Origin of the sequence: Streptomyces sp. NPDC097640 (assembly GCF_040302705.1) — a bacterium.
GTDB lineage: Bacteria > Actinomycetota > Actinomycetes > Streptomycetales > Streptomycetaceae > Streptomyces.
Genome location: NZ_JBEOSB010000009.1, coordinates 84,404 through 110,874 on the forward strand (window position 1 = coordinate 84,404; position 26,471 = coordinate 110,874).

The following is a 26,471-nucleotide window of genomic DNA, read 5'->3' on the forward strand; positions in this document are numbered from 1 at the left end:
GACTTGCGCGGTGCCCGAACAGAACGGCCGACACCTGCGCTCGGGGTCGCTGAGCCGGTAGGGGATGCGCCTACCGCGGGGCAGCCGCCGGACCGTGACGCACGGATCAGCACGGCAACCGCACCACGAACACCGTCTCCACGTGCGGCCGGCTCGTCACGGAGACATCTCCGCCGTGTGCCCGCACCAGCTGCCTGACGATGGACAGCCCCAGCCCGCTGCCTCCCGTCCGCCTGCTGCGGGACTGTTCGGCCCGCCAGAAGCGGTCGAACACCCGGGGCAGGTCCTCTTGGCGGATGCCACTGCCCGTGTCCCTCACCTCGATGGCGACGGCGCCTGCCACGCGGCGGGCGGTGAGGGTGACGCGGCCGTCCGGCGGGGTGTGGCGTATCGCGTTGGACAGAAGGTTGCCCAGGACCTGGCGGAGGCGGACCGGGTCGGCATGGACCGAGAGGCCGTCCGGGGCATGGACGGCGGTCTCGACACCGCCGGCGTGTGCGGTCGTTTGGTGCGCGCTCATGGTCTGCTCGATCAGCTCGCGGAGGTTCAGCTTCTGCGGACGCAGGCGCAGGGTGCCGGCATCTGCGGCGGCGAGCACCTGGAGGTCGTCCACGATGTGCTGGAGGAGGTCCGCCTCCTCCTGGAGCGAGGTGAGGAGCGCCGAGTCGGGCTCGGCCAGGCCGTCCTGCGCCGCGTCCAGCCAGCCGCGGATGTTGGTGAGGGGCGTGCGCAGTTCGTGGGCGATGTCGCTGACCATGACCCGGCGCTGCTCGTCGGTGCGTTCGCGGCGTTCCGACAGGTCGTTGAGGGCGGCGGCCAGGTAGCCGGTCTCGTCCTTGGTGGTGACGGGGATACGGAGGTGCCGGCCCGAGGGAGCGCGGGCCGCGTTCGTCAGCGCGCGCAGTGGACGTACCAGCCTGATCGCGATGACGGCGGTGACGGCGATGGTCGCGGCCAGGACCAGACCGGTGGTGGTCAGGACCCGGAGGGTGCCGGCCGGTGACAGGTCGAAGACGGCGGTGGCCGTGCGGGGCGGGCCGGTGACGAACAGAAGGGCCGCCGGGGCGACGTGCGCCGCCAACTGCTCCCGCCGGCCTTCCTCCACACAGTCGTCCGCTGCGCTGGGGCCCCGCGCGGAGTCGTCGCCGTCCACCCGGAAGTCCACCGTGATGGTCAGGGGGGCGGGCAGGCGTACGTGGTTGCGCTCCGCGCAGCTGCGTACGAGTCCGGTGAGTTCGGCCAGGGCCGCGGCCTCGGTCGGGGTGGGGGCGAACAGGTCCTTGGACGCGCAGGCCTGGGTGGAGCCCACCGAGGGCCTGAGCGTGCGCACGGCGGGTCTGCCACTGGCCTCCTCGACGATGTGCGCGCGTACTCCCGTCCGGTCGTAGAGGCAGGTGACCTCCTCACGGGCGAGCTGTCGCAGACGCGCCCGCTCCTCGGCGGGCAGGCGGTAGGGGCCGACGGCTCGTGGGTCGATGCGGGAGACCTGCCCCGCCGGGCCGGCTCCCTGATCCGTGAACGGAGCGACGTGCAGCGGATCGATCACGGCGCTCGCGTTGAGGGGCAGCCGTTCCGCGGCCGGTCGATGCGACGTGGCGATGACCTGGCGCGCCCGCGTGGTCAGGATGATGGTGCGCCCCGTCGACTGGGAGAGATCCAGGACGGTGCGCTCGACACCGTTCCAGTTCCGGTGCGCCGCGGCGAAGCCCTCCAGCGTGTCCTGGATGGTGGCGTCGTCCGCGAGGACCTGGCCTCGCTCCTGCTCGATGGCGAGGGTGGTGCCGCGTACCGTCAGCCAGGCCGTGGCCCCGATGGACACCAGGGCGATCAGCACGGAGGTGATCAGCAACCTGAACAGCAGGCTGTGGCGGAGCGGGACTTCAGACGTCAAGGTGGCCTCGGGACAGCTTGTATCCGACGCCGTGGACGGTCAGCAGCAACTCCGGTCTGTGCGGCGAGGTCTCGATCTTCTTCCGCAGGTTCAGTATGTGCACGTCCACGGTGCGTTCGGTCACGGCTCGGCCGTGGTCGGTGATGCAGCCCAGCAGCTGAGCCCGGGTGAAGACCCGGTCGGGTGCGGCCGCCAACGTGCTGAGCAGGCGGAATTCGCCAGGAGTGCAGTTCACCGGCCGGCCGTGGACGGACACCTCGTGCCGGTCCGGGGCCACGGTCAGCGGTCCGGCCTTGAGGACCACTTCCTCCGTATGCTCCGGATGTCGGCTGCGCCGTAGCAGGGTCCGGATGCGGGCCACCAGTTCGCGTGGCCTGAACGGCTTGGTCATGTAGTCATCCGCCCCGATGCCCAGGCCCAGCAGCAGATCGTCCTCGGTGGAGCGGGCGGTGAGCATCAGAATGGGCATATCGCCCGTGGCGCGTATGCGGCGGCATATCTCCAGCCCGTCCAGACCCGGCAGCATCCAGTCGAGAACGAGCAGGTCGGGTGGCCGCTGGGTGGCTTCCTCGAGGGCTGTCGGGCCGTCGTGCACCACGGTTACGGCATGGCCGTCATGCACCAGGTAACGACGGATCAGTTCTGCCTGCTTTTCGTCGTCTTCGGCCACCAGCACGTATGCGGACATGGCCCGATGATAAACCTGCGGGGCGCGGGGTGAGCGCCGGCATATCTGGTTCAATTCCCTGACAACTTCCTGACAATCGCCTGAAGGGGTCCGGTGGGGGAAGCGTTGACACCTTTCTGACAAAGCCTTGTCATGCTTCCAGGCATGCGAAACAACTCAGGCCGCCCTGACCCCGGTTCGGGCCGCCCGGACAAGGAGACCCTGTTCCTTTCCTGTGCCGTGCTGGCGGTGACGCTGATCACCGGCTGTTCCGGAGGAGACGTCGACAGCCAGGGGGACGGAGTTGTCTCCGTTACGGAATCCGGTGGAGGCGTAGGTGGAGAGGGCGGGGCGACGAAGAGCCCGGCGGCCGACGATTCCGAGTCCGGCCGCCCCCAGATTCGGCTGGACAGTACGGACGCCGAGGAACTGCGCATGTACCAGGGCTACCTGCGCTGCCTCAAGGATCACGGAGTGTCCATTCTTCCGGCCGGGGACAAGTTCGCGGACTGGGCCGATCCCGATTCGTTGGGGTACCCCGGTGAGGATGTGGCAAAAGAGCATCCGGAAGCGGAAAAGACATGCCTCGGAAAGAAGCCGATGCAGCCTGCGGAGCTGGACCCGAAGAAAAACCCCGACTACCTGAACGATTACCGCAAGTATATCGAGTGCAACAACCGCAGAGGGCTCAAGGTGGACCCCCTTCCCGACGGAAGTGGCTGGAACTACAAGCCCGGTGTGAATCCGCCCAGGAATGCCGACCAGATCGACGAGGAATGCATGCGTGAGGCGTTCAGTGGTAAGTGAGCGCGACGCCGGGGACACCATGCCCCTGCGGGTGACGGCCCAGGAAGGGGCGGGCCCCCGCGAGCCGACGGCGGGCCGCCGGAAGAAGAAGGCCGTGTATCTCGCCGTCGTCGCCGTACTGCTGGCAGGAGGAACGGGCGCCGGGCTGCTGTGGGTCGACAGGGGCGGGAACGGCTCCGAACCCGAGTCCGGCCCGAAGATCAAACAGATCGCCGTGGTCAAAACGGATCTGTCGGGCAGCAGAGAGATGGAGGGCACGCTGGGCTACGACTCCGCGCGCACGATCCGCAGTGCCGGTGAAGGACGGGTGACGTGGCTTCCGAACCGGGGTGCGACGGTCAAACGCGGCCGGCAGCTGTACCGCGTCGATGAGCGTTCCGCCGTGATCTTCTATGGCAGCACACCCTTGTACCGCAGGCTCGACACCCCTGGCAGCGTCGGCCGTGACATATGGGTCGTCGCCGACAACCTCAAGGCTCTCGGCTACGACATCGGGGCACAGCCGGCGCCGGGCACGGTCGTCCGGCAGCAGGCCCCCGCGGACGACCCCCCGCCCATGACAACGGACCCCGGGCAGGAGGAGACCACGCCCGCGGCCGACCCGCCCGCGGCCGACCCGCCTGCGGCCGACCCGCCCGCGGCAGGCCAGCCCGCGACCGGCCAGTCCTCGGCTCCGGATGGCCCGGATGGCGGAGCCGGCCAAAGAACCGATGCGCCACAGGAGCGGCCATCGAGCCCAAGTCCGTCGCAGTCCACGGTCAGGGAGGGCGACGGTGTGCTCACCACGTCCCTGATGTCCGCGATCAAGCGCTGGCAGAAGGCCGTGGGCATCAAGCCGACCGGCATTCTCGACATCTCCGACGTGGTCGTGACGAAGTCGGCGGTGCGGGTCTCGGACGTCCTCGCCCAGCCCGGGGACGAGGCGTCGGGAGACCTGATGACGGTGACCGCCACCACCAAGTCCGTGACCGTGCCGGTGCAGTCGCTCGACATCGGGTCCATCAAGTCGGGCCAACGGGTCACCGTGGTGCTGCCCGACCGGTCCACCGCCGCGGGCCGGGTCGCCACGATCAGCACCACCGTGCAGGGAGACCAGGACGACACGGGCAACGCCCGGCAGACCAGGATCAACGTCACCGTGTCGCTGGACGACCCACAGGCCGTCAAGGGCATCGACTCCGCTCCCGTACAGGCCCAGTTCCAGGGGGAGTCCAAGAAGGGTGTACTCGCCGTCCCGGTCGGCGCCCTGCTCGCCCTGCGTGAGGGAGGGTACGCAGTCCGGCTCTCCGGCGGCAGGCTCGTCCCGGTCGACACGGGCATGTTCGCCAAGGGGCTGGTCGAGATCAGCGGCCAGGGCATCAGCGAGGGCATGAAGGTGGAAACCACGGCATGACCCAGGTCATCAGCGTGCACGAGGCGAGCGTGACCTATCCCCCCGGGGTGAGAGCCCTCGACCGGGTCTCCCTGTCCGTTGCGCAGGGCGAACTGCTCGCCATCCTCGGCCCTTCCGGCTCCGGCAAGTCCACGCTGCTCAACATCATGGGCACGCTGGCCCCGCCGACCAGCGGCAGCGTGGTCATCGAGGGGCAGGACGTGGCGGAGCTGTCCGACCGCCGGCTGTCCGCCCTGCGGGGGCGGCGCCTGGGTTTCGTCTTCCAGCACTTCCACCTGACGGACGGCCTCACCGCGGCGGAGAACGTGGCGACCGGCCTGCTGTATGCCGGTGTGCCCAGGAAGCACCGGAAGAAACTGGCCGAGGAGGCCCTGGCCCGGGTCGGACTCACTCGCCGGGCCGGCCACCTGCCACAACAGCTCTCCGGAGGAGAGCGCCAACGGGTCGCCATAGCCCGCGCGGTCGTCCATGAGCCGGCTCTGGTCCTCGCCGACGAGCCGACCGGCGCACTCGACACCGTCAACGGCGCCGCGGCGCTCGCCCTGTTGACCGAACTCAACGCGGCGGGCACCACGATCGCGCTCATCACTCACGACCGTGACATCGCCAACCAGTTGCCACGCAGGGTTCACTTGCGTGACGGTCGCCTGGTCGCGGACACCGCCCTGACCGAAAGCCCATCATGACCGCCCCCGCCAAGCCGTCCCGCGCCGCGCTGCGGCACTCTCCCCGGCGCGCCGAAGACAAGATCAAGCCGGTACGTCTCGCCTTTCTCGACCTGTTGGGTCTCGGGCTCCTCGGCCTGCGCACCCGCAAGCTGCGCGCCGCGCTGTCGGCACTCGGCATCTCGATCGGCGTCGCCACGATGGTGGTGGTGACGGGAATCCCGGCCTCGAGCCACCGGGCGCTGATGGACGAGATGTCGGCGTTGGGGTCCAACATGCTGCGGGTGCAGCCGTTTCCGGGACAGACCGTGCCGGTCAGGATTCCCGAGGAATCGGTCGACATGGTGCGCCGCATCGGACCGGTCACCGAGGCGAGCGCGGTGGCCAACACCGATGCCGTGGTCCAGCGTTCCGACCTCATCGGTGAGGACGACTTCTCCAGTACGGGACTCAGTGTGCTCGCGGCCCGACGCGACCTGCTGAGCGTGGTGGGCGGAAAAGTCTTTTCGGGAAGGTTCTTCAGCGGCGCCGACGAGCGGTTCCCCACGGCCGTACTGGGCTACCGGGCCGCCAGCCGGCTCGGCATCGGGGAAATCCCCGAAAACGAACCGGCTCCACAGATACAGATCGACAAGTCGTGGTTCACCGTGATCGGCATCCTGCACTCCATACCGCTGGCCGACGACCTCGACAACGCCGTACTGACGGGATGGCCGGCCGCCAAGAAGACACTGCGCTTCGAGGGAAACCCCACGGTGATCTACGTCAAGGCACGGGAGGCCCATCTGGAGGACGTACGGAACGTACTCGCCGCCACCGTCTTCCCGGAGCAGCCCGGACAGGTCCAGGTCAGCCGCCCGTCCGACGCCCTGGCGGCCAAGCGCGCCACGCAGAACACCTACTCCTCCCTCTTCCTCGGCCTGGCCGGTGTCGCCCTGCTGGTCGGCGGAATCGGCGTGGCCAACACCATGGTCATCTCGGTCCTGGAGCGCCGAAGGGACATCGGGCTCCGCCGGGCGCTGGGCGCGACCCGCGGCCAGATACGCGTCCAGTTCCTCACCGAGTCCGTGGGACTGTCGCTGCTCGGGGCCATCGCCGGAACCCTGCTCGGTGTCCTCGCCAACGTCGGCTACGCGGCCTACCAGGGCTGGCCAACGGTGATCCCCCTGGTCCCGGTTACGGGCGGCTGCCTCGGCGCCGTGCTGATCGGGGTGGCGGCCGGCGTCTATCCCTCGGTCCGCGCGGCACGCCTTCCTCCTACGGAGGCGCTGGCGTCGACGTGAGCGGCCGGGGCGCGGGCGCGACCGCGCGCCGCGTGCGGTGGTGCGCCGGCGGGGGAGTGGCCGCCCGCGCTTGCCGAGGCGGTCGTCGCCCGTGCCCAGTGGAGCGGGTGCGCCGCTGCCCTGTCGCCCATGAACCAGCTGACAGTTGTCCGACGCGGCAAGCCGCAGCAGACGGTCAAGGAGGACGCCGCTTCCGGACGGCGAGGTCAGTCGGCGAGCACGGTGTCGAGCCAGTCGAAGGTGCGCTGGTGGAACAGGGCGAGGGCGCCCTCGTGGCAGTGCTCGCCCGCGCCTTCGTCCTCACGGAAGGAGATCAGCTCCTTCTGGCAGGTCAGCTCGTCGAACAGACGCTGCGGCTGTCCCTTGAAGAACTGGTCGTTCTCGGCGTCGAGTACGAGTGTCGGGCAGGTGATGCGGTCGGCGATACCCGCCATGGTGTACGCCTCGGTCGCCCTGACCAGCTCGTCGATGCCGGACACGCCGAAGGTCCACCGCCCGTTGCGTACCACCCACCGCGCCGTGGTGTTCTGCGCCATCAACGCCTCGATACCGCCGGGCATCGAGACTGAGCCACAGCGTGTCCGGGGCAAACGGGTGACCGGTGGGTGCTCGTGCAGCCAGGGCGTTTGCGGTCGCGTCTGTTGGTGTCCGATGCTTCGAGCCTTTCGTGGTCGACGTCCTCTGTGCGAAGTCGGGATCGTGATTACCTTGATGGGATCTGCTGTGAACCCGTCAGAGGTGGACGATGAGACCGAGGGTCCTGGTCAACGAGGTGAAGGGCGAGGGGCCGCCGGTCGTCCTGGTGCCTGGCCAGCTCACCGGATGGGTGTCGTGGGCGCCGCTCGCGGACGCCCTGTCGGCGAGACGGCGGACCGTCAGGGTGCAGCCGATCCACAATGAGCTCGGCTCGGCCGGCGAGCGCGGGGACGCCGGGTACACCGCGGCGATCGAGCGTGAATCGCTGCTCATGACGGTGGACGCCCTCGGGGTCGAGACGGCCGACTTCACGGGGTGGTCCGGCGGCGGGCGGGCCCTCATCGAGTTCGCCCTGGCCCATCCGGAGCGGGTGAGGACGCTGACGCTCGTGGAGCCGGCGGCGTACTGGATCCTCGACGGCCGCGGCGAGGCCGCCCCCGAGGTCGCCCGATTGAACCAGTTCCTGCATGCGCTGGCCGGACAGGAGGTGAGCGAGGACGACCTGGCCGAGTTCCTCGAACTCGCCGGACTCGTGTCGTCGAAGGACCAGGCCCGCGACCACCCCGCCTGGCCGCGCTGGGTCCCGCACCGGATGGCCCTGTCCTGGAGTTCGGAGCAGGCCGACCGGCCCGACCGCGATGTCGCCGAACTCGCCGACATCCGGTGCCCTGTCCTCCTGGTCCACGGCTCCGCGACCACCGACTGGCTCAAGCGGGTCGTCGCCGTCCTCGACGAACGGCTGCCCGACACCCGGGTTCTCGAACTGCCCGGCGACCACGCCTGCCACCTCGAGAACCCCGACGCATTCCTCGCTGCGTTGGAGCGACACCTGGCTCAGTGAGCCGAGGTCGACCGCCGCACGGCGCCGAGGAGCACTTCAGCCACCTACGGGTGGACGTTCTGAGCGATCAACGTCCGGAGAGCTCGGAGGCGGGAGGTGTGCCGCGGGCCGAGGCGGCGACGGATCTCGGTGTTTCGGCAGAGGAAGTCGAGCGAGACGGCCGGCCGCGGCGGATCAGCCCTCGGGCCGGAGCGTCAGCGGGTTGCCGCAGCGGCGAGAGCGGGAGGGGCTCTATCGTTCCAGGGTCGGGTAGTCGGTGTACCCTCGGGCGCCGTTTGTATAGAGGTGCTCGGTGTCGATCCGCGTGGTCAACGGCGCGTCGGCCGCGATGCGTGCGGGCAGGTCGGGGTGGGCGAGGAACGCCCGCCCGTAGGAGACGAGATCAGCGTGGCCCTCGGTCACCACGCCCTCTCCCTGTCCCCGGGTGGTGGGGGCATGGTTCTCGCCGACGTTCGCGATCAGGGTGCCGGTCCAGCGTGGGCGAAGGTCGGCCAGGGCCGGATAGTTGTCGTTGTCGGTGAGGTGGAGGTAGGCCAGCCCGAGCGGGTTCAGCGCCTCGACCAGCGGACGGTAGACGGGGCCCGGGTCCCGTTCCACCATCCCGAACTGCGGATTGCCCGGCGAGAGGCGCAGCCCCAGGCGGTGGGCGCCGACGGCCGCGGCCACCGCCTCGACCAGTTCGACGGCGAACCGGGCCCGGTCCTTCCCGTATCCGTCGCTACGGAGATTGGTGTTGTCGGCCAGGAACTGGTGGATCAAGTAGCTGTTCGCGCCATGGAGTTCAACCCCGTCGAAACCGGCGCGCAGAGCGTTGCACGCGGCGTTCACATGGTCGTCCACGGCGACCCGGATGTCGTCGGTCGTCATGGTCCGCGGCGTCGGCGCCTCAACCTTGCCGTCCTTGACGTGCAGCGGGCCCGGCACGGCGACGGCGGAGGGCCCGGCGGGCAGGTCGCCGAGCAGTCGTGAGCGCGGGTGCCCCTGCCGACCGCCGTGCATGAGCTGTGCGTAGATGCGTCCGCCCCGGGCGTGCACGGCATCGGTGACCGCGCGCCAGCCCTCGGCATGGTCCTCCGTCTCCAGGCCCGGCATCCGCCAGCCGCTCTGTCCGCGGCGGTGGGGCCAGATGCCCTCGGTGACCATGAGACCGGCCGCGGCGCGCTGCGCGTAGTACTCCGCCACGATGGGCAGCGGCGTTCCGTCCTCCTTGGCGCGGAACCGGGTCATCGGCGCCATCACCAGCCGGTTGGGGAGGCGAAGGGCGGCCGAGGTGTACGGGGTCAGGAGCGCGGAGGTGACCGTGTGCGACATGCGGGAACTGTAGGATCTGACACCAGTGTCAGCTTCAAGCCCGGCGGCGCGGCCGGGCCGGGGCCGGGAGGTGCTCATGAAGATCGGTGATCTGTCCCTCCGCACGGGCGTCAGCGTCCGTTCCCTGCGGTACTACGAGCAGAAGGGCATGCTCGCCTCGGAGCGCACCTCCGGAGGTCACCGGGTGTATGCGGAGGCTGCCTTCGACCGTGTCGTCCTTATCCAGCAGTTGCTCGCCGCGGGGCTGAGCGGTGAGAAGATCGCGAGCATCTTGCCCTGCATGCGCGACCACGACGGCGGCCCGGCCGAGACGGCAACACCTTGGCTGGTCGAGCAGCTGGAGACCGAACGGGCCCGGATCGACCGCTCCATCGAGGGTCTGCGGTACGCGCGCGAGGTGCTGGACGAAGTCATCGCCGGGGCGCGCGGCTGAGTCGCCGGGTCGCTGGGCATGGTGTGTGCGGCCTGTGGCCGTATCGGCGATGCTCTGCGGCACGGGCAGGCGGCAATGCCGGAGGTCGCTGTATCCGGGAGCGCGGGCCGTCGGCCGGACGTGCTGGTCCGGCCGACGGCCGACGGCCGTCGTTCAGGAGGCCAGGTCACCTCCGTCGACGACCAGGACCGTTCCGGTGACGAAGGCGGCCAGGTCGCTCGCGGCGAACAGTACGGTGCGCGCGATGTCGTCGGGGCGGCCCGTACGTCCCAGCGGAAGCATGGCGCCGTAAGCGTCAAGGACGTCGTTGAGCTGCTCGACCTCACGCTTGTATGCGACCCCTGGCGTCTCGGTGAGTGTGGGCGCGACGGACACCGCGCGGATGCCGTGCCGGCCCAACTCGACGGCCAGGCTCTTGGTCAGGCCGACTACGCCGTGCTTGCTGGCCACGTAGTGTGCGGCGTTGCCACCGCCCACGACGAAAGCGGCTCCCGAGCTGATGTTGATGATGACTCCGGGACGTCCCGCGTCGATCATGCGGCGGGCCGCCTCGCGGGCGCCCGTGAAACTGCCCCTGAGGTTGAGCTGCAAGAGGCGGTCCCACTGCTCGTCGGTGATGTCCATCAACGGACTGGAAGGGTAGGCGCCCGCGTTGTTGACCCAGATGTCGAGCGCGCCGAACCGCTCTACGGCGGTGTCGGCGAGGGCGGCCACCGCCCGGGTGTCAGTGACGTCGGCGACCGCGGCCAGTGCCGACCAGCCGCGTGCCTCCAGGGCGGCGGCCTGAGCCTGGGCGGCCTCCTTGTCGCGGTCGGCGACGACGATGTTCGCCCCGGCCTCGGCGAGCCGCTCGGCGATGGCAGCACCCACGCCCGCCCCGGCGCCGGTCACCACAGCGGTGCGGCCCGTCAGGGAGATGAGGTCGGAGAGGGGGGTTCCGGTGAAGTCGGGAACCATGTGATCAGATCCTTCGGTGTGAAATGTTGGTCGACCAAGGAATTACCTCTCAGGGTAATGTACAGCCGTTGAGTTTCCCGTGACGGGTTCGCGGCGCCCGCTCGCTGTCCCCGGAGGTGGGTCCGCCGTCAAGCCATGTTCATTGGTCGACCGATGTCATGCCGCTGTGCGTTGCCGTCGCCGGCTCTGTAGCGGCCCCGCGGCCGCATTCGGCAAGTGGGTGCGCCCGTGGCGCGCGGCGGGACTCGTCGGCGACCCGGGTGTCGACGTGGTGCGCGTCGCCACCCTGCGCTCGGCCCACCGCACGGACATCGCCCTCTTGCGTAGGTTGCGTGGATGATCTACCGGCGCTCGCAGTGTCCTATGGAGTGGCCGGAGGTGCACAAGTGCCTCCGGCCCTGCGGGCGTCACAAATGCGTGGTTCCGGACCACGCGATACGCCGCTTGTAACATCGATGTGAGCGAGGAGAGGAGGCGGAGCGTGGCTGCCGCCGAGGTGACGGAAGAAGCGCCCGAGTCGAGGTCCTCCGGTCGGGGGCGGCCGAAGAAGCAGGCCCCTGCGGGTGAGGCGGAGTGCGTACGGAAGGGTGAGCGCACCCGGCGGCGCATTCTGGAGGCGGCTCGTCGGAAGTTCGCCGAGGTCGGTTACGAGCGGGCCACCATCCGGGCCATCGCGGCGGAGGCCGATGTCGACAAGTCGTCGGTCATCCAGTACTTCGGCAGCAAGGACGCTCTGTTCCGCGAGGCCGTCCACTGGAGCATCCCGATCGCCGAAGTCACCACCGACGACCCCGGGGAAACGGTGGAGAACTACGTGCGGGGCATGCTCAACGCCTGGGCGGCGGATCCGCACACCCCCATGGCGGTGCTGCTACGAGCCAGCATGACCAGCGAGGACGCCGCCGAACTTCTGCGGGAGCACATCACCACCGAGTCGGTGGAGGCCATCGCCGCCACGGTCACGGCCGACGACGCCCGGCTGCGGGCCGCGCTGGCCAGCGCGATGCTGATGGGGATCGCCAGCCAGCGCTACCTTCTGCGCATGCCCGACCTGGCGTCTGCGGACGTCGAGGACATTCTCCGCCTCGCTGTCCCCGTGCTCCGTGGCCTGATCGCTCCCGGCGACGAGCCGGAATCGATGTCTTCCGGGGGCTCGTGACCTCCTCGATCGTCCGGCGGCACCGCCGTAGAACGTGGGCCGGTCGGGCTTGTTGAACGGGCCGCCCTGCCCGGAGCCGGAGCGGCGGGTCGGAGGCCATCGGCGCCCACCGGGTCGGCCTGCGCATCTCGCCGGCCAACCAACTCCAGCCCGTCGAACCGGTCGCCGGACGCCTCCCTGACCACTCTCACTCGCTCGGTCAGGTCGTCCTCTGTCAGTGAATGGTGTGTCCGAGGCCGGTGAGCAGCCGGGCGACGGCATCCTCGGCGGTCGGTACGGGACCGAAGAGGACTTCCTGGCGGCTGGTGTCGGCGACGTACCGGCCGGTCTCGAACCAGTCGACCATCGCGGCCATGTCCTTGGCCAAGGGCGCGAAGCGGCCGATCAGGAGGCCGACCGTACGCAGGAGACCGGCGGGGACGGAACGAACCTTGATCCGCTCCTTCAGGAGCCGGCCGGCGATGTCGGCGATCTCCCGCATGCTGACCGGACGGTCCCAGCCGATGTCGATCCGCTCTCCGGCGGCCGAGTCCACATCGACCGCGGCCGCGAGGTACTGGGCGAGGTCCGAGGTGTTGACGAAGGTCAGCGTGGTCCGGTCCGAGCCGAACCAGTTGATGCGGTGCTTGGCGAACGCGTCACCGCCGATCTGGGTCACCTGGTCGAGGAAGGCGCCCGGCCGCAGCGCCACGAACGGGACGCCGCGTTCTTCCAGCCGGTCCTCGGCGAGCTTCTTGTGCCAGAAGTGCGGGACGTTTGGAGTCTCATCGCAGGTGAGAATGCTGGTCAGGACGAATCTGCGGATGCCGGCGTCGGCTGCCGCATCCGCGAGGTTGCGGTTGCCGATCACGTCGGTGTCGGCAGTGTCGCCCTTGCTGTGCCGGGTGTAACCCGCCGCCGTGGTGATGGCGGCGTCGACCCCGTCAAAGGCCGTCAGCAAGGATTCGGGATCGAGCATGTCCCCGCGAGCGATGGTCACCCCGGCGGCCGTCAGACGGCCGGCGTCCGATCCAGGACGTACCAGAGCGCGCACCTGCTTTCCGCGGGCCAGCAGAGCGTCGACGACCTGGCCGCCGAGCGCGCCGGTACCGCCCACGACCAGTACGGGCCCATCGGTCATGAACTTCTCCTTACGTGGTGAGTGATCAGGCGTAGGGCGCTGTGGTCGGGGAGGTCTTCTCCGCCGAGTTGCCCATCGACCTTCGTTGCGCCGCCAAGGTCGGCCGTTGTCGGCCCGCCGTGGCTGCCCAGGGCGATGGACGTGGTTGCCGGTGCCCTTACGGAGCAGGCGGCGTCGAGTGTACGTGTGGTGCAATAGAAAAATCAACGCCTGTCTATTTTTTTGAGAAGATGGCGCTGACCACGGAGTTTGCCGCCTTCGGCGGCAGCGGAATGAGGAGAGGAGGCCGGACGTGACTGCCGTCGAGGTAACGGATGGGCCACTGGACCGGAGGTCCGGCAGCCAGGAGCTGCGGCAGGGAGAACCCCCTGAGGGGGAGGTGAACTGCGTCCGTAAGGGTGAGAGGACCCGGCGGCGCATCCTGGTGGCGGCTCGTCGGAAGTTTGCCGAGGTCGGCTACGAGCGAGCGACGGTCCGGACCATCGCGGCCGAGGCCGATGTCGACAAGTCGTCGGTCATCCAGCACTTCGGCAGCAAAGGCGCCCTTTTCCGTGAGGCGGTCCACTGGGGCGGCCCGAGCGCCGAACTCGCCACCGACGACACCGGCGCCGACGCCGACGCCGACGACCCCGGGAAGATGGCGGAGAACTATGCGCGGGGCCTGCTCGACGCCTGGGCGACCGACCCCCACACCCCCATGGCCGTGCTGCTCCGGGCTGCTATGACCTGCCATGAGGCTGCGGAACTCTGGCGGGTGCACGCCGCGGTGGAGTTTGTCGGGCCAATCGCCGCGACGGTCACCGCCGCCGATGCCCGGCTGCGGGCCGCACTGCTCATCGCGATGCTGACCGGGATCGCCGGCGAGCGGCACCTGCTCGGCGTCCCCGACCTTGCTGCGGCGGACGTCGAGGACATCCTCCGCCTGACCGTTCCTGTCCTGCTCGGCTTGATCGCTCCCGGCGGGGAGTCGGAGGCGGCGTGACCTCCTCGCTCGGCCAGGTTCTGCTCAGCCGAGCGCCCTGACCAGCTCCTGTGTGGGCAGGGGTGCGCCCGTCGGGCAGGGCGTCTTCGCATGTCAGAGGCTATTTCCGGGCCGCCGGGAAGTGATGCCCCGCCCCTGCTGGGAATTTTTCTCAACGCTTGTATATTTTTCTCTATGGCACTTGCCACGCAGCACTGACCCTGGAGCCCCCATGCCCACCGAGACCCCGGTCTCCGCCACGGAGGATCGGTCCGCAGTACCCGCAGAGATGCCCCCCGGCCGCCACCTCGGACTGGCCCTGATCGTCATCGCCACCGCGCAGCTGATGGTCGTTCTCGACGCCACGATCACCAACATCGCGCTGCCGAGCATCCAGACGGACCTTCACGTCTCCGCGTCCAACCTGGCCTGGATCGTCAACGCCTACGCGCTGGCCTTCGGCGGCCTGCTGCTCCTGGGCGGCCGGGCCGGTGACCTGTACGGACGCCGCCGCATGTTCCGGGTCGGCATCGCGACCTTCACCCTGGCCTCCCTGCTGGGCGGCCTGGCGCAGAACGAGGGGCTCCTCATCGGCGCCCGAATCGTGCAGGGCATCGGCGCGGCCATCTCCGCTCCCTCGGCCCTGTCCCTGATCGCCACCAACTTCCCCGAGGGCAAGCCCCGCAACCGCGCCATGGGCGTCTACGCGGCCATGGCCGGACTCGGCTCGACGGTGGGTCTGCTCCTCGGCGGTGTGCTGACCGACTACCTCGACTGGCGCTGGGTGTTCTTCGTCAACATCCCCATCGGCGCGGCCGTACTCGTCGGCACGAAGGTGCTCGCCGAGGGCGAGCGCTACACGGGCCGCCTCGATGTGCCCGGAGCGATCACCGGGACCGGTGGTCTCATCTCCCTGGTGTACGCCATCACGCGTGGCGGTGAGGACGGTTGGACCGACACCCTGACGCTCGGCTTCTTCGGGGCAGCCGCCGTGCTGCTGGTGCTGTTCGTCACCCTCCAGACGCGAACCGCGCACCCGATGATGCCGCTGCGCCTCTTCAAGGACCGCAACCGTGCCGGGGCCTACACCAGCATGCTGTTCGTCGGTGTCGGTATGTTCGCCACCTTCTACTTCCTGACGTTGTACATGCAGCAGATCCTGGGCTACAGCCCCGTGCAGACCGGCCTCGCCTACCTGCCGTTCAGTGTGGGCATGGGAGCGGCGGCAGGCGTCAGCTCGCGGCTGATCTCCCGCCTGACGCCCCGGCAGATCGCCGGTCCCGGCCTGGCGGTGGGCGCCGCCGGAATGTTCTGGTTCGCCACGCTCGGGCCGGGAGCCTCGTACGTGACACACCTGATGCCCGCCATGTTCGTCACGGCGGTCGGTCTCGGCATGACCTTCGTCCCGATGACGCTCGGCGCGGTGAGCGGAGTGCGGGACCAGGACTCCGGCATCGCCTCCGCACTGCTGAACAGCTCTCAGCAGGTCGGCGGAGCGCTGGGCCTGGCGGTGCTCTCCACGGTCTCGACGGCGGCGGCGAACGACCGGTTGCCCAACGCGGCGGGAACCCTGTACCGGGCCCTGGCCATGAAGGACTTCGGCCTGGTGACCCGGGCCGGTGACGCCCTCACCCACGGCTACACCAGGGCCTTCGCGGTCGCGGCGGTCTTCTTCATCGGCGCGCTGCTGATCACGCTCTTCGCCATCAACGCGGGCAAGCAGGACCAGGGCGAGTCCGCCCCCGCCGCTCACATGGGCTGACCGCCGGCTGACCGCCGACTCTCACGCGGAAACGAACGACCCCCAAGGAGGACAGCATGCACGGACCCCGTGTCCTGTCGGCCATCACGGACATCGACACCCACAAGATAGGGACGCAGTTCTCGGCACGGGGCTCGCGCTTCGCCGTCGACCTGGATCCCTTCCTCAACATGGATCTCTTCGAGATCACCGGACCGACCTTCGCCCCGCACCCGCACGCCGGCTTCTCAGCGGCCACCTACATGTTCGACGACTCCGTCACCCGGCTGCACAACCGGGACAGCCTGGGCGACAAGAGCCTGATCGAGCCGGGCGGAGTGCACTGGACAGTGGCGGCATCCGGCATCGTGCACGACGAGGTGGTCGAGGAGACCGGCCGTCTCGGACACGGCGTGCAGATTTTCGTACGGCTGCCGGAATCCGCCGAGGAGGCTGATCCGTACGGCATGCACTTCACCCCCGCCGACCTGCCTTCCGGCGAGCTCTCCGCGGGCGTGGCGATGCGGGTGGTGGCGGGTGAGGCGTTCGGGATGCGCTCGCCCGTCCGTGAGGCGGCCGAATCCCATGTCTACGACCTGATGCTGCAACCGGGCGCACGCGTCGAGATCCCCGTGGACCCCGAATTCCGCGGTTTCCTGATGACGGTCCGGGGCAGCGGGCGGATCGCCACGCCGACCAGTCGCGGCGAGATCGGTCCGGTCGGTCTGGCCGTGTTCGAGCAGGGCGAAGGCGCCGTCGAAGTGGAGGCCGGTGACCAAGGCGCGCAGTTCCTCTTCGGAGCCGGCCGGCCGCTGCGCACGCCCGCCTACATGTACGGCGGGTTCTGCATGTCCAGCCGGTCACGTGTCGTCGAGGCCGTGGAGCGCTACCAGTCCGGAGCCACGAACGGTCTGCTGACCGCCCCCTGATCCAACCCGGGACAGGTTCGCACTCGGGCCTGTTCCCAGAACCAGCACACCCACTGAGGAGAATGTGATGTCCAAGAAGGTAGTCGTTGTCGGTGGTGGCTACGGCGGCAGCGGTGCGGCGAAGGCACTGGACGGCGTTGCCGACGTCGTCCTGGTCGAGCCCAAGGAAGCCTTCTTCCATGCTGTCGGCGCCCTGCGCGCGGCCGTGGACCCCGACTTCCTGCCCCGGATCTTCTTCCCGTACGACAAGCTGCTCACGAACGGGCGCGTGGTGCGTGACCGGGCCGTATGGGTGGAGCCGGGCCGAGTGACCCTGGCCTCCGGTGAGGAGCTCGTCGCCGACTACATCGTGCTCGCCACCGGCTCCGCTTACCCCTTCCCCGCGAAGAACGACCTGGACGACACGGAGGCCGCCCAGCAGAAGTACCGGCAGGCCCAGGCCAACCTGCACGCCGCCGAGCACGTCCTGCTGCTCGGTGCCGGGCCGGTCGGGCTGGAGTTCGCGGGAGAGATCAAGCACATCTGGCCGGAGAAGAAGGTCGTGATCGTCGACCCCGTGGCCGACATTCTCAGCGAGTACGATCCCGAGTTGCGCGACGAGGTCCGCCGTCAGCTCGCCGAACTGGACATCCAGCTCGTGCTCGGCTCCCCGCTCAAGGAGAACCCGCCCACCGAGTCCGGCGAGCGCGCCACCTTCCACGTCAGCACCGCCTCCGATGTCGACATCACGGCGGACATCTGGTTCCGCTGCTTCGGCGTCGTCCCGCAGACCGGCTACCTCGCCGACGCGCTGGCGGACGTACGCAAGCCGAACGGGCAGATCGCCGTGGCCGAGTCGCTTCAGGTCAAGGGCCAGGACACCGTCTTCGCCCTCGGAGACATCACCGACGTCGCCGAGCCCAAGCAGGCCAGCGCGGCGAGCCGCCATGTCGAGGTGGTCGCGGGCAACATCAAGGCCCTCATCGAGGGCAAGTCCGAACTCGCCGCCTACCAGCCGGGTCCGGCCGCCATCATCCTGCCACTCGGTCCGGCCGGGGGAGCGGCCCAGCTGCCGGGCATGGGGATCGCCGGCCCCGAGGTGACCTCCCAGTACAAGGGCGCGGACCTGCTGACCGGGCGCCTCGGCCAGCTGTTCGGAGTCGGCGGTGAATGACCCATGTCGGTCAGCGTCGCGCGGATCGTCCATGTGAGCGGCACCGAGGATGGCGCGTCATGAGGCTGCGAACCCGCATCGCGGACGAGCCGACCCGACGGGCCGGCTCGTCCGCACGGCTCGGTTCATCACCACGACGACCTTTGGCACCCGGCCGAATGCGACACCTACTGCGCGCGGGTCGCCCCCCGTGGCCGAGGAACTGGTGGTCGGCTGCGGGCTCGAGTGGGCGCGTGGCCCGTCCGAGATCCACGCCGCCACACGGTGCACTCGGCCCGCCGCACCTGCTTTTCGGCGCCTCGACATGTGTTCCATTCTCCGGCCGGACCTCCGGCCGTCCCCTGGTACGAGAGGACTGAAAGTGACGAATGATCCGAAGGCTGTTGTCAATCGGCTGATCGAGGACGTGATCAACGCCCATCGTCCCGATCTGGCCCACGAGGTGCTTCATCCGCAGCTGCGGACACGGCGTATGGGGATGCAGGGCTCGGCGCAGTACCTCGGGTCTCTGTTCCAAGGGGCGGGGGCCGGTCTGAACGGGCGCGGTGCGCCGCCCACGGACCCGGTCGAGGGGTTCAAGGCCGTCTACGGGCTTCTGCTCCGCGCGTTTCCCGATCTCCGGAACAACGTGGTCGGACCGCAGGTCGTCGCCGACGACCTGGTGATCACACGTGTCACCTTCGCAGGCACCCATGAGGGCGAGTTCCTCGGCCTCGCCCCCACACACCGCAAGGTCGAGTTCGACGAGGTCCTGTTCCAGAAGGTGACCGACGGCAAGGTCAGTGAGGTCTGGGCCGTGGGCGATGAACTTGGCTTCCTCCAGCAGCTCGGGGTGCTCGCCGGCCCCGAGAACTAGCTCGATTTCCCTTGCCGCTTCCAGAGATCAGCACGTCAAGGAGAGATGAAGTGAGTAACGACTCCGCCGCACTGGGCGGCCCCGGGTTCGACCCCGAGGCGATCCGCCGCAAGTACCTCGAACAGAGTGAGAAGCGGCGGTCGGCGAAGCCGACACCGAGCCGCGCCGTCGCCGGCAGCGCAGCGCTGTCCGTCAACGACCCCTTCGTCGAACCGGGATTCGAGCGGGAGCCGTTGCATGACGAGGTCGACGTCATCGTGGTCGGCGGTGGCCACACCGGACTCATCACGGGAGCCTATCTGCGCAACGCGGGCGTGCCGCGCGTGCGCCTGATCGAGAAGGCCGGCGGCTTCGGTGGTGTCTGGTACTGGAACCGCTACCCCGGCATCCGATGCGACGTCGACGCCTACTCGTACATGCCCATGCTCGAAGAGATCGGCACGATGCCCACGGAGAAGTACGCCCAGGGCGACGAGATCCGGGCACATGCCCAGGCGCTCGCCGAGAAGTTCGGCCTGGAGGAGACCGCCTGTCTCCAGACGCAGGTGACCGGCATGCGCTGGGACGACGAGGCCGACCGCTGGATCGTGACCACCGACCGCGGCGACGAGATCCGCACGCGGTTCGTCTGTCTCGGCAGCGGAACGCTCGACAATCCGAGCATCCCCGACGTGTCCGGTCTGGACGAGTTCCAGGGCCATGTCTTCCACTCCAGCCGCTGGGACTACGAGTACACGGGAGGCAGCGAGCGCGGCGGCCTGACCAAGCTCGCGCGCAAGCGGGTGGCGGTGGTCGGCACAGCGGCCTCCGCGATCCAGTTCATTCCCGAGCTGGCCAAATACGCGGCGCAGGTGATCGTTGTCCAGCGCACACCTGTGGTCGTGATACCGCGCAACAACGAGCCCACGGATCCCGAGTGGTTCCACAACCAGCCGCCGGGCTGGCAGCAGGAGCGGGTCGAGAACCTCACCGCCGTCGTGCAGAGCCCTCCGGGCAGCAAGCCGCCGGCCGAGGACATCCTGAACGACTCGCTGACCGGCCTGTCCAAGATGAGCCGCAACCTGTCTCCGGAGCTTGCCGCTCTGCTCGACGGCGCGGACCCGGCCACCCGGATGCTGTACGGCAACTATGCGGCCATGGAGAAGATCCGAGCCGACATCGCTTCGATCGTCAACGACCCGGACACGGCCGAGAAGCTCAAGCCGTACTACAACCTGGGGTGCAACCGCCCGCAGTTCAGCGACACCTACCTTCAGGCTTACAACAACCCCAGCGTCACCCTGCTGGACACGGAGGGACGCGGTCTCGACCGGCTCACGTCGAAGGGCATCGTGGTCGACGGTGAGGAGCACGAGGTCGACTGCGTCATCTTCGGCACCGGATTCGACATGGACGCCGGCCGTTTCCCGGTGATGGGACGCGGCGGGGAACGGCTGTCCGAGAGGTGGGCCGACGGCGTCCGGTCCCTGCACGGCATTCTGAGCGCGGGCTTCCCCAACCTGTTCGTGGTCGGCGGCATCCCGCAGGCGACGCACGCGATCAACTTCACTCATCAGCTCTACGACCAGGCGACTCACGTCTCGACCATCGTCGGGCGCTGCCTCGACGAACACCTCACCAGCGTCGAGGTACGCCCCGAGGCGGAGGAGCGCTGGGCGCAGCAGATCAAGGAAAAGGCAGCGGGCCTTCCCCGGCCGGACCTCAACTGTGCCCCCAACAGGCAGACGGAGCTGATCCACTCCGGCTACCCGGGAGGACCCATCGCCTACGCGCAGGTCTGCCGGGAGTGGCTCCAGGAGGGCGGGTTCGAGCGCGACCTCGTGATCGAGCGCCCGGCCGGCACGACGGCATGACGACAATCAACGCAGGCGGAGGTCCGTACATGGACGCCACGGCCACGGCCACGGGCGGCCGCTCGGCGCGAACGGGCTCCGCCAATGGCTCCGCCGGGTCGTTCCACGTCGTGACCACCGGTGTCGTGGGGATCGACGACTTCAACTTCCTGAACAGACGCTCCGACGTGGTGTTCGCCGCGCTGCACGCCACGAACCACTATCACGAGGAATGACAATGACCTCCGTACCATCCGATGCCGAACTCGCCCAGTCGCTGGAGGGCGGTTTCGAGAGCCGTCACGCCGAGGTGAACGGACTCGACCTGCACTACGTGATCGGCGGCCAGGGACGCCCGCTCTTCCTGCTTGGTGGCTGGCCTCAGACCTGGTGGCAGTTCCACAAGATCATGCCGGAGCTCGCACGCCGGCACCAGGTGATCGCCGTCGACCTGCGCGGCATGGGCTCCTCCGCCAAGCCCGAATCCGGCTACGACAAGCGGACGATGGCCACCGACATCCTCGCGTTGGCACGTTTCCTCGGGCATGACCAGGTGGACATCGCCGGCCATGACATCGGCGCGACGGTCGCCTACAGCTTCGCCGCCAACCATCCCGAAGCCGCGCGCCGGATCGCGCTTCTGGACGTACAGCATCCGGGGGAGCACTGGTACCAGTTCAGCGTGCTGCCCCGCCCCGGTCAGAAGCTCGTGCCCTGGTGGTTCGCCTTCAACCAACTCCGTGGACTGCCCGAGCAGTTGATCAGTGGTCGCTCGCGCTTCCTGATCGACGCGGTGCACAACCCGCTCCTGGCCGACCCCGCGTCCATCAGCGACTTCGACCGCGCGATCTACGCTCACGCCTACTCCACACCGGAGGCGATCCGAGCAGGCAACGGCTGGTACCAGGCCTTCGGTCAGGACATCGAGGACGAGAGGGGCTATGCGCCGCTGACCCCGCCGATCCTCGCGCTCACCAGCGAATGGGGCTTCGATGCCGCACGAACCTTCCTGTTCCGCAGGGCACTCGACGCGGAGGTCGTGACGATCGAGGACTCCGGGCACTACCTGGCCGAGGAACAGCCGGGGCAGGTGGTACGGCACCTCACTACCTTCTTCGGAAAGTAGCGTTCAGCTTTCGGCTGGATCGGCGATCAGGTGTCCGCGGAGGTCTTCGGGTGCCGGGGAGGGGGGCAGTGGCCGTGTGTCGTTCGGGCGCAGCGCGTCCAGGAAGAGGTGGACATGGCGGGTGACGAGTGCGGTGGCGTGGTCGGCGGGGAGGTAGGGGAGGGGGCGGCAGACCAGGGCCACGGTGGTGATCAGATCCATCGGTGTGATGTCGGGCCGGACGACTCCCTGGGTCCGGCCGTGCGTCAGCAGTTCTTCGAGGAGGGGCGCGATCCGGCCCTGTAGCCCAGCCGCCTCGCGGGTGGTGGCGACAGGGCCGCCGATCAGGGGCAGTACGAGCATGTCCCGGTTCTCCACCAGGCGCAGCAGGAGCCTCTCGACGGAGCCCAGCGGGTCCTGTGCGGCGGTGTTCAGTGCCTCCTGTGCCGCTTGGGCCACCAGCTCGAACCCGTCGAGCACCACCTGCTGGATGAGTGAGTCGCGGTCGGGGAAGCGCCGGTAGAGCGTGGCGATGTTGACCCCGGCGCGGCGGGCGATCTCGTCCAGGGGTGCGGCGGTCCCCAGTTCGCGAAAGGCCGTGCGGGCGGAGTCGAGAATCTGTGCGCGGTTGCGGGCCGCGTCAGCCCGCAGCCGTGGCTTGCCTGCGTGGTCGGCAGCGCGGGAAGTCACTGTGAACCCGTCCTTTCTCGGCTTCTGACGGGGTTCGTCGTTGCCTGCGACGCAACGAGGTTACGTCAGCGGCAGGCCTCGAGGGCGAGATAAGTGAAGGATTTCCTTCGGTTGATGCTACCGTGAATGAGCCCGGCGGAGGCATGCCCTGCGTAGCGCCACGGACTGCGCCAGATGTCCCGCCGAGCCTCCTCCGGGCGCCGCCGTTGCCGCTCGGGGCAATTCCCCCCACCATCGGTAGGAGAGCAGAGGTGTCATCCGTGCAGAGCACACGCTTCGAGAGCAAGGTCGCGGTCGTCACCGGCGGCAGCCGTGGGATCGGCGCGGCCGTCGCGCGACGGCTGGCCGACGAGGGAGCGACGGTGGCGATCGGCTACCGAGGCAACAAGGAGGCGGCCGAGGCCCTTGTCGCGGAACTCGGCGCCCGGGGTGGTCGGGCGATCGCCGTACAGGCCGATGCCGCCGATCCGGGGCAGACCCGGGCGCTGATCGAGCAGGCCGTGGCGGAGTTCGGTCGACTGGACGTGCTTGTGTCCTGTGCGGGCATCGAGCACTTCGGCGCCCTGGAGAGGATCACGCCGGCCGACTTCGACCGCATCTTCGCGGTCAACGCGCGCGGACAGCTGTTCGCAGTCCAGCACGCCGTCCCGCACATGCGCGAAGGTGGCCGCATCGTGCTGACTTCCTCGGTGAGCGCCTCCAAGGCGTTCTTCCACCACACCTTGTACGCCGCCAGCAAGGCCGCGGTGGAGTCGATGGTGCTGAACCTGTCCGCCGAGCTCGGGCAGCGTGGCATCACGATCAACGCCATCGCGCCGGGCGGTACCGCCACGGACATGGCCGTCGAGTACGGGGCAGGCTACGTGCACCCCGACCTGGCGGACGAGCGGGACCTCTCCGAGTGGCTCGACGTCCTGGTCGCGATGCGACGCCTGGCCGAGCCGGCGGAGATCGCCGCAGGTTATGCCTTCCTCGCCTCTGACGATGCGGCCTACATGACCGGCCGCACCCTCCAGCTCGACGGCGGGATGTTCTGAGGGCGGGCGGACCTGTCTTCCCGGGGCGGTGGACCTGTCGCCCCACGCCCCGAACGGCCCGCAGCCTCGTCGGGAGCACGCCACTCCAAGGCTGCGGCCCTGTCGACATCGGAGAGTTCCTCACCCCATGCAGTACGGCACAACGTCCACCCCTCCAGATCCGAATGCCGCCCCGACAGCCGACCACGGGCGGCACGCCAAACACGCGCTGGTCGACTCCGAGCCCGGGCTCCCCGCGCCCGTGCTCGCGGCGGCGGCCGGCGCCCGCAAGGCGATGCTCGTACCGGTGATCACCGCATTGACGATCGGCGCCGTGTTCGTCGCGGTCTACCTCGCGGCGTTTCACGCACCGTCGGCGCGCCATCAGCCCCTGGGTATCGCCGCTTCCGACAAGGTGGCCGCCCGCACGGAACTCGCCCTGAACAACGCGGCGCCCGACGGATACACCTTCTACCGATACACGGACGCCGAGGCCGCCCGCCAGGCGGTCACCCACGACAAGGTTCCGGCCGCCCTCGTCGACGACGGCCACGGCATGCGCGTTCTCGTGGCGGGGGCACAGGGGCCGTCCACGGTCTCCACTCTGGTCACAGCGGTGACGGCGGCGGCCGGGAAGCCCGTCCCCGTGAAGGATGTACTGCCCCTGGCGGCGGGCGACTCGCGCGGACTGTCGGTGTTCTACGCCGCCTTCGGCGTGGTGCTGGCCGGCTTCCTCTTCGCGGTGTCCTCGTATCAGATCGCTCCGCGCCTGCGGCTGGCCGTTCGCGTGGTGTCGATGCTCGTCTTCGCCGCCGCCTCCGGCGTGATGGTGGCGCTGATCGCGCACACCGCCCTGGACGCGCTGCCGGCCTCCTTCGCCGTGGTCGCGGTCGTGGTGGGTCTGCTGGCGTGGGCGTCCGCCGCCGCAGCCGGGCTGCTGTTGCGTCTGTTCGGTCCGCTGGGCATGCCGGTCGCCTCCGTGGTGCTGCTGATCCTCGGCAACGCCACCTCCGGGGGAATCCTGCCGGCCACCTATCTGCCCGCGTGGCTGTCCCCGTTGGCCTCGTTCATGCCTCCGGCGGCAGCGGTGCGCGGGCTGAGGGGTGCTGCCTACTTCCATGACACACATCTTGCGGGCGCCATGCTCACCCTCGCCGCGTGGGGTCTGGGGTGTCTCGCTCTTCAGTATGTTCTGGACCGTGTTGCCGCACGCCGTAAGCCGGTTGAGGCACAGACCGCCTCGTTCGCCGCCGCCGTGCGCTGACGTCGGGGCGCCGGACACGGCGGCCTGGCCGACGAGGTGGGCTGCTTCACCCCGGCGGAGCGCGCGAACGTCGCGGTCGTGCAACCCGATCCGATCCGGGCCCGCCCCGAGACCGACCTCGTGGCCAGGCCGGCTCGGTGCCATCGGGGGGAGGCCCCTCCCTGCCGGTGCTGATGGGCCGCTCCATGGTCGATCCACTCGCTCTCGTGGGACTTCGAGAACTCGTCGGCCTTCCCGCGCGGCCCGAAGCGCTCAGTTCATCAGTTGCCCGAGGGCGGGCGGCTCGCCTTGGACCTTCGCCCGGATAGCGGATTTCGTGTGTTCACACTATGGGGAATATGTGTGCGCCGTCCTATGCTGGTACTAATGATTGGCCGACCAAGTATTCATGTAGGTGTCCAGCCGATCTCCTGCCGGCCCGCATGGCCGGTTCGCACATCCAGAGAGGTCCCCTCATGTCCGCACAACCCTTCACTGCCGACAACGCCGCCATGCTGCTCATCGATCACCAGGTGGGCACCATGGGATGGGTGCGGTCCATCCCGTTCGAGTCGATGAAGGCCAACGCGCTGGCGCTGGCCCGGACGGCCAAGGCTGTCGACATTCCCCTGGTGCTGACCTCCTCGATGGAGGAGTACGCCCAGGGCCCGCTGCTCGCTGAGCTCCAGGAGATCGCTCCGAAGGAGTTCGAGGCGAGGACCCGGCGCCAGGGTGTCGTCAACGCCATGGACGACGAGGGCTTCGCCGCGGCAGTGCGGCAATCCGGACGCAAGAAGCTGATCATCGCCGGCGTCACCAACGACGTGTGCACCGTCTACCCGACGCTGACAGCGCTCCAGCTGGGTTACGACGTCCAGGTCGTCGCCGACGCGGGTGGCTCTCCGGCGAAGATGGCGGACGACATCGCGATCCGCCGTATGGAGAAGGCCGGCGCCACCATCACTTCCACGGTCCAGCTCCTGGCCGAGCTGGCCGAGAACTGGACCAGCGAGCGTGGCGGCAAGATCATCCCATTCGTCATGGGCCTCATGCCGCAGCAGTGACCGATCGGGGTGAGGGGCGGGCGCCCATGCCCGTCCCTCACCTCTGCGTTGCCCCCTTCAATCCCGGCCGGAAGGCGCTGCCTCCGTTACCCGGGTGAATCAAGAGATGGCTCTCGGTCGTCAGGAGGCGGCCGAGGGCTTGTCGGCATCGGAGGAAGTGCCAGTGAGGTTCGCCTCGATCCGCGCCAAGGCCCGCATGACCTGCTCGCACTCCTCGTCCGTGAATCCGGCGACAGTGATCGACTCCAGCTCGCGCCATGCCTGGAGGACCCGACCACGCAGGGCCTGGCCCGCCCGCGTGGTGTTCACCATGACGGCTCGGCGGTCGTGGGGGGAGGGGCTGCGGGTCACGAACCCGGACTGTTCCAGGCGTTGCAGCATCTTGGTGACGGTGGACGGATCGAGGCCCAATGTCTTGATCAGATCGCCTTGACGCTGTTCGCCCTGCTCCCAGAGCTGCATCATCAGCAGTTCCTGCCCGGGGTACAGGCCGGTCTCGCGCAGCAGATTGCCCGCCATGATCCGGTGCACGCGGGCGGCGCGGAAGATGGCCTCGCTCATCGGAGCGTCGGCGACGGTCGGAACCGCGTCGTCTTTGCCCTGGACCGATTCGGACGCTGGCGGCATGGTGGGCGTTCCTCCTTGCATGAGCGAGTGG

The 26,471-nt window shown here is 69.0% G+C and carries 26 protein-coding genes; 18 read left to right on the plus strand and 8 right to left on the minus strand.

The annotated features are described in order from the left end of the window. Positions 1-106 precede the first annotated feature (106 nt). Positions 107-1,891: a sensor histidine kinase gene (locus ABTY62_RS16055; RefSeq protein ID WP_352130015.1), complete on the minus strand. Its 1,785-nt coding sequence runs from the start codon at positions 1,889-1,891 to the stop codon at positions 107-109. Beyond that, on the minus strand, positions 1,881-2,579 hold the full coding sequence (locus ABTY62_RS16060; protein WP_352130016.1) for a response regulator transcription factor: 699 nt from the start codon (positions 2,577-2,579) through the stop codon (positions 1,881-1,883). The genes ABTY62_RS16055 and ABTY62_RS16060 overlap by 11 nt, the downstream gene beginning before the upstream one ends. A 144-nt stretch (positions 2,580-2,723) precedes the next feature. On the opposite strand from ABTY62_RS16060, the gene ABTY62_RS16065 reads away from it, so the two are divergent. The 4 genes from ABTY62_RS16065 to ABTY62_RS16080 are packed head-to-tail and all read left to right on the plus strand — an operon-like array spanning position 2,724 to position 6,706. After that, positions 2,724-3,365: a hypothetical protein gene (locus ABTY62_RS16065; protein ID WP_352130017.1), complete on the plus strand. Its 642-nt coding sequence runs from the start codon at positions 2,724-2,726 to the stop codon at positions 3,363-3,365. Next, positions 3,343-4,758 (plus strand): efflux RND transporter periplasmic adaptor subunit, encoded by a 1,416-nt coding sequence (locus ABTY62_RS16070; protein WP_352130018.1) that lies wholly within the window; start codon positions 3,343-3,345, stop codon positions 4,756-4,758. The genes ABTY62_RS16065 and ABTY62_RS16070 overlap by 23 nt, the downstream gene beginning before the upstream one ends. Beyond that, on the plus strand, positions 4,755-5,444 hold the full coding sequence (locus tag ABTY62_RS16075) for an ABC transporter ATP-binding protein (RefSeq protein ID WP_352130019.1): 690 nt from the start codon (positions 4,755-4,757) through the stop codon (positions 5,442-5,444). Before ABTY62_RS16070 ends, ABTY62_RS16075 begins: the two co-directional genes overlap by 4 nt. Then, the gene (locus tag ABTY62_RS16080) at positions 5,441-6,706 is read left to right on the plus strand and encodes an ABC transporter permease (RefSeq protein ID WP_352130020.1); all 1,266 of its coding nucleotides are present in this window, start codon (positions 5,441-5,443) and stop codon (positions 6,704-6,706) included. Before ABTY62_RS16075 ends, ABTY62_RS16080 begins: the two co-directional genes overlap by 4 nt. Before the next feature lie 206 nt (positions 6,707-6,912). Here ABTY62_RS16080 and ABTY62_RS16085 read toward each other — a convergent pair whose 3' ends face one another. Beyond that, positions 6,913-7,242, minus strand: coding sequence for an alpha/beta hydrolase (locus ABTY62_RS16085; RefSeq protein WP_352130021.1), 330 nt, complete (start codon positions 7,240-7,242; stop codon positions 6,913-6,915). 209 nt (positions 7,243-7,451) lie between these two features. Between ABTY62_RS16085 and ABTY62_RS16090 the strand changes: the two genes are divergently transcribed. Continuing rightward, complete coding sequence (locus tag ABTY62_RS16090) at positions 7,452-8,243, plus strand: alpha/beta fold hydrolase (protein WP_352130022.1); 792 nt, start codon at positions 7,452-7,454, stop codon at positions 8,241-8,243. A gap of 231 nt (positions 8,244-8,474) precedes the next feature. Here the strand turns inward: ABTY62_RS16090 and ABTY62_RS16095 are convergent, their stop codons facing one another. Beyond that, the gene (locus tag ABTY62_RS16095; RefSeq protein ID WP_352130023.1) at positions 8,475-9,554 is read right to left on the minus strand and encodes an alkene reductase; all 1,080 of its coding nucleotides are present in this window, start codon (positions 9,552-9,554) and stop codon (positions 8,475-8,477) included. Positions 9,555-9,630: 76 nt separating this feature from the next. Here ABTY62_RS16095 and ABTY62_RS16100 point away from each other — a divergent pair, with 76 nt between their 5' ends. Next, on the plus strand, positions 9,631-9,987 hold the full coding sequence (locus tag ABTY62_RS16100) for a MerR family transcriptional regulator (RefSeq protein WP_352130025.1): 357 nt from the start codon (positions 9,631-9,633) through the stop codon (positions 9,985-9,987). Between the two features lie 153 nt (positions 9,988-10,140). Here the strand turns inward: ABTY62_RS16100 and ABTY62_RS16105 are convergent, their stop codons facing one another. Continuing rightward, entirely contained in the window at positions 10,141-10,944 is an 804-nt protein-coding gene (locus tag ABTY62_RS16105; RefSeq protein WP_352130026.1) for an SDR family NAD(P)-dependent oxidoreductase, read from the minus strand. Positions 10,945-11,425: 481 nt separating this feature from the next. On the opposite strand from ABTY62_RS16105, the gene ABTY62_RS16110 reads away from it, so the two are divergent. Then, a complete protein-coding gene (locus tag ABTY62_RS16110; RefSeq protein WP_352130027.1) occupies positions 11,426-12,103 on the plus strand; it encodes a TetR/AcrR family transcriptional regulator in 678 nt (225 codons plus the stop codon). Between the two features lie 214 nt (positions 12,104-12,317). Here ABTY62_RS16110 and ABTY62_RS16115 read toward each other — a convergent pair whose 3' ends face one another. Further along, on the minus strand, positions 12,318-13,223 hold the full coding sequence (locus ABTY62_RS16115; RefSeq protein ID WP_352130028.1) for an SDR family oxidoreductase: 906 nt from the start codon (positions 13,221-13,223) through the stop codon (positions 12,318-12,320). Between the two features lie 292 nt (positions 13,224-13,515). Here ABTY62_RS16115 and ABTY62_RS16120 point away from each other — a divergent pair, with 292 nt between their 5' ends. From ABTY62_RS16120 to ABTY62_RS16155, 8 genes are all read left to right on the plus strand, one after another. After that, entirely contained in the window at positions 13,516-14,205 is a 690-nt protein-coding gene (locus ABTY62_RS16120) for a TetR/AcrR family transcriptional regulator (RefSeq protein ID WP_352130029.1), read from the plus strand. 211 nt (positions 14,206-14,416) lie between these two features. Next, a complete protein-coding gene (locus tag ABTY62_RS16125; RefSeq protein ID WP_352130030.1) occupies positions 14,417-15,946 on the plus strand; it encodes an MFS transporter in 1,530 nt (509 codons plus the stop codon). 56 nt (positions 15,947-16,002) lie between these two features. Further along, positions 16,003-16,854: a pirin family protein gene (locus ABTY62_RS16130; protein ID WP_352130031.1), complete on the plus strand. Its 852-nt coding sequence runs from the start codon at positions 16,003-16,005 to the stop codon at positions 16,852-16,854. A gap of 67 nt (positions 16,855-16,921) precedes the next feature. Then, positions 16,922-18,007: an NAD(P)/FAD-dependent oxidoreductase gene (locus ABTY62_RS16135; protein WP_352130032.1), complete on the plus strand. Its 1,086-nt coding sequence runs from the start codon at positions 16,922-16,924 to the stop codon at positions 18,005-18,007. A gap of 361 nt (positions 18,008-18,368) precedes the next feature. After that, complete coding sequence (locus ABTY62_RS16140) at positions 18,369-18,863, plus strand: ester cyclase (protein WP_352130033.1); 495 nt, start codon at positions 18,369-18,371, stop codon at positions 18,861-18,863. A 50-nt stretch (positions 18,864-18,913) separates the two neighbouring features. Further along, positions 18,914-20,716 carry a flavin-containing monooxygenase gene (locus ABTY62_RS16145; RefSeq protein ID WP_352130034.1) on the plus strand — a complete coding sequence of 601 codons (1,803 nt, stop codon included), beginning with the start codon at positions 18,914-18,916 and terminating at the stop codon, positions 20,714-20,716. A gap of 29 nt (positions 20,717-20,745) precedes the next feature. Continuing rightward, positions 20,746-20,931: a hypothetical protein gene (locus ABTY62_RS16150; RefSeq protein WP_352130035.1), complete on the plus strand. Its 186-nt coding sequence runs from the start codon at positions 20,746-20,748 to the stop codon at positions 20,929-20,931. A 2-nt stretch (positions 20,932-20,933) separates the two neighbouring features. Then, positions 20,934-21,821: an alpha/beta fold hydrolase gene (locus ABTY62_RS16155; RefSeq protein WP_352130036.1), complete on the plus strand. Its 888-nt coding sequence runs from the start codon at positions 20,934-20,936 to the stop codon at positions 21,819-21,821. 3 nt (positions 21,822-21,824) lie between these two features. Here ABTY62_RS16155 and ABTY62_RS16160 read toward each other — a convergent pair whose 3' ends face one another. Next, entirely contained in the window at positions 21,825-22,490 is a 666-nt protein-coding gene (locus ABTY62_RS16160; protein WP_352130037.1) for a TetR/AcrR family transcriptional regulator, read from the minus strand. A 260-nt stretch (positions 22,491-22,750) separates the two neighbouring features. Between ABTY62_RS16160 and ABTY62_RS16165 the strand changes: the two genes are divergently transcribed. The 3 genes from ABTY62_RS16165 (at position 22,751) to ABTY62_RS16175 (ending at position 25,813) form a co-directional block, all read left to right on the plus strand. Continuing rightward, positions 22,751-23,527, plus strand: a complete 777-nt coding sequence (locus ABTY62_RS16165) for an SDR family NAD(P)-dependent oxidoreductase (protein WP_352130038.1) — start codon at positions 22,751-22,753, stop codon at positions 23,525-23,527. A 127-nt stretch (positions 23,528-23,654) separates the two neighbouring features. After that, positions 23,655-24,770 (plus strand): ABC-2 transporter permease, encoded by a 1,116-nt coding sequence (locus tag ABTY62_RS16170; RefSeq protein WP_352130039.1) that lies wholly within the window; start codon positions 23,655-23,657, stop codon positions 24,768-24,770. A 455-nt stretch (positions 24,771-25,225) separates the two neighbouring features. Further along, positions 25,226-25,813, plus strand: coding sequence for an isochorismatase family protein (locus tag ABTY62_RS16175; RefSeq protein WP_352130040.1), 588 nt, complete (start codon positions 25,226-25,228; stop codon positions 25,811-25,813). 120 nt (positions 25,814-25,933) lie between these two features. Here the strand turns inward: ABTY62_RS16175 and ABTY62_RS16180 are convergent, their stop codons facing one another. After that, complete coding sequence (locus ABTY62_RS16180; RefSeq protein ID WP_352130041.1) at positions 25,934-26,440, minus strand: MarR family winged helix-turn-helix transcriptional regulator; 507 nt, start codon at positions 26,438-26,440, stop codon at positions 25,934-25,936. Positions 26,441-26,471 lie beyond the last annotated feature (31 nt).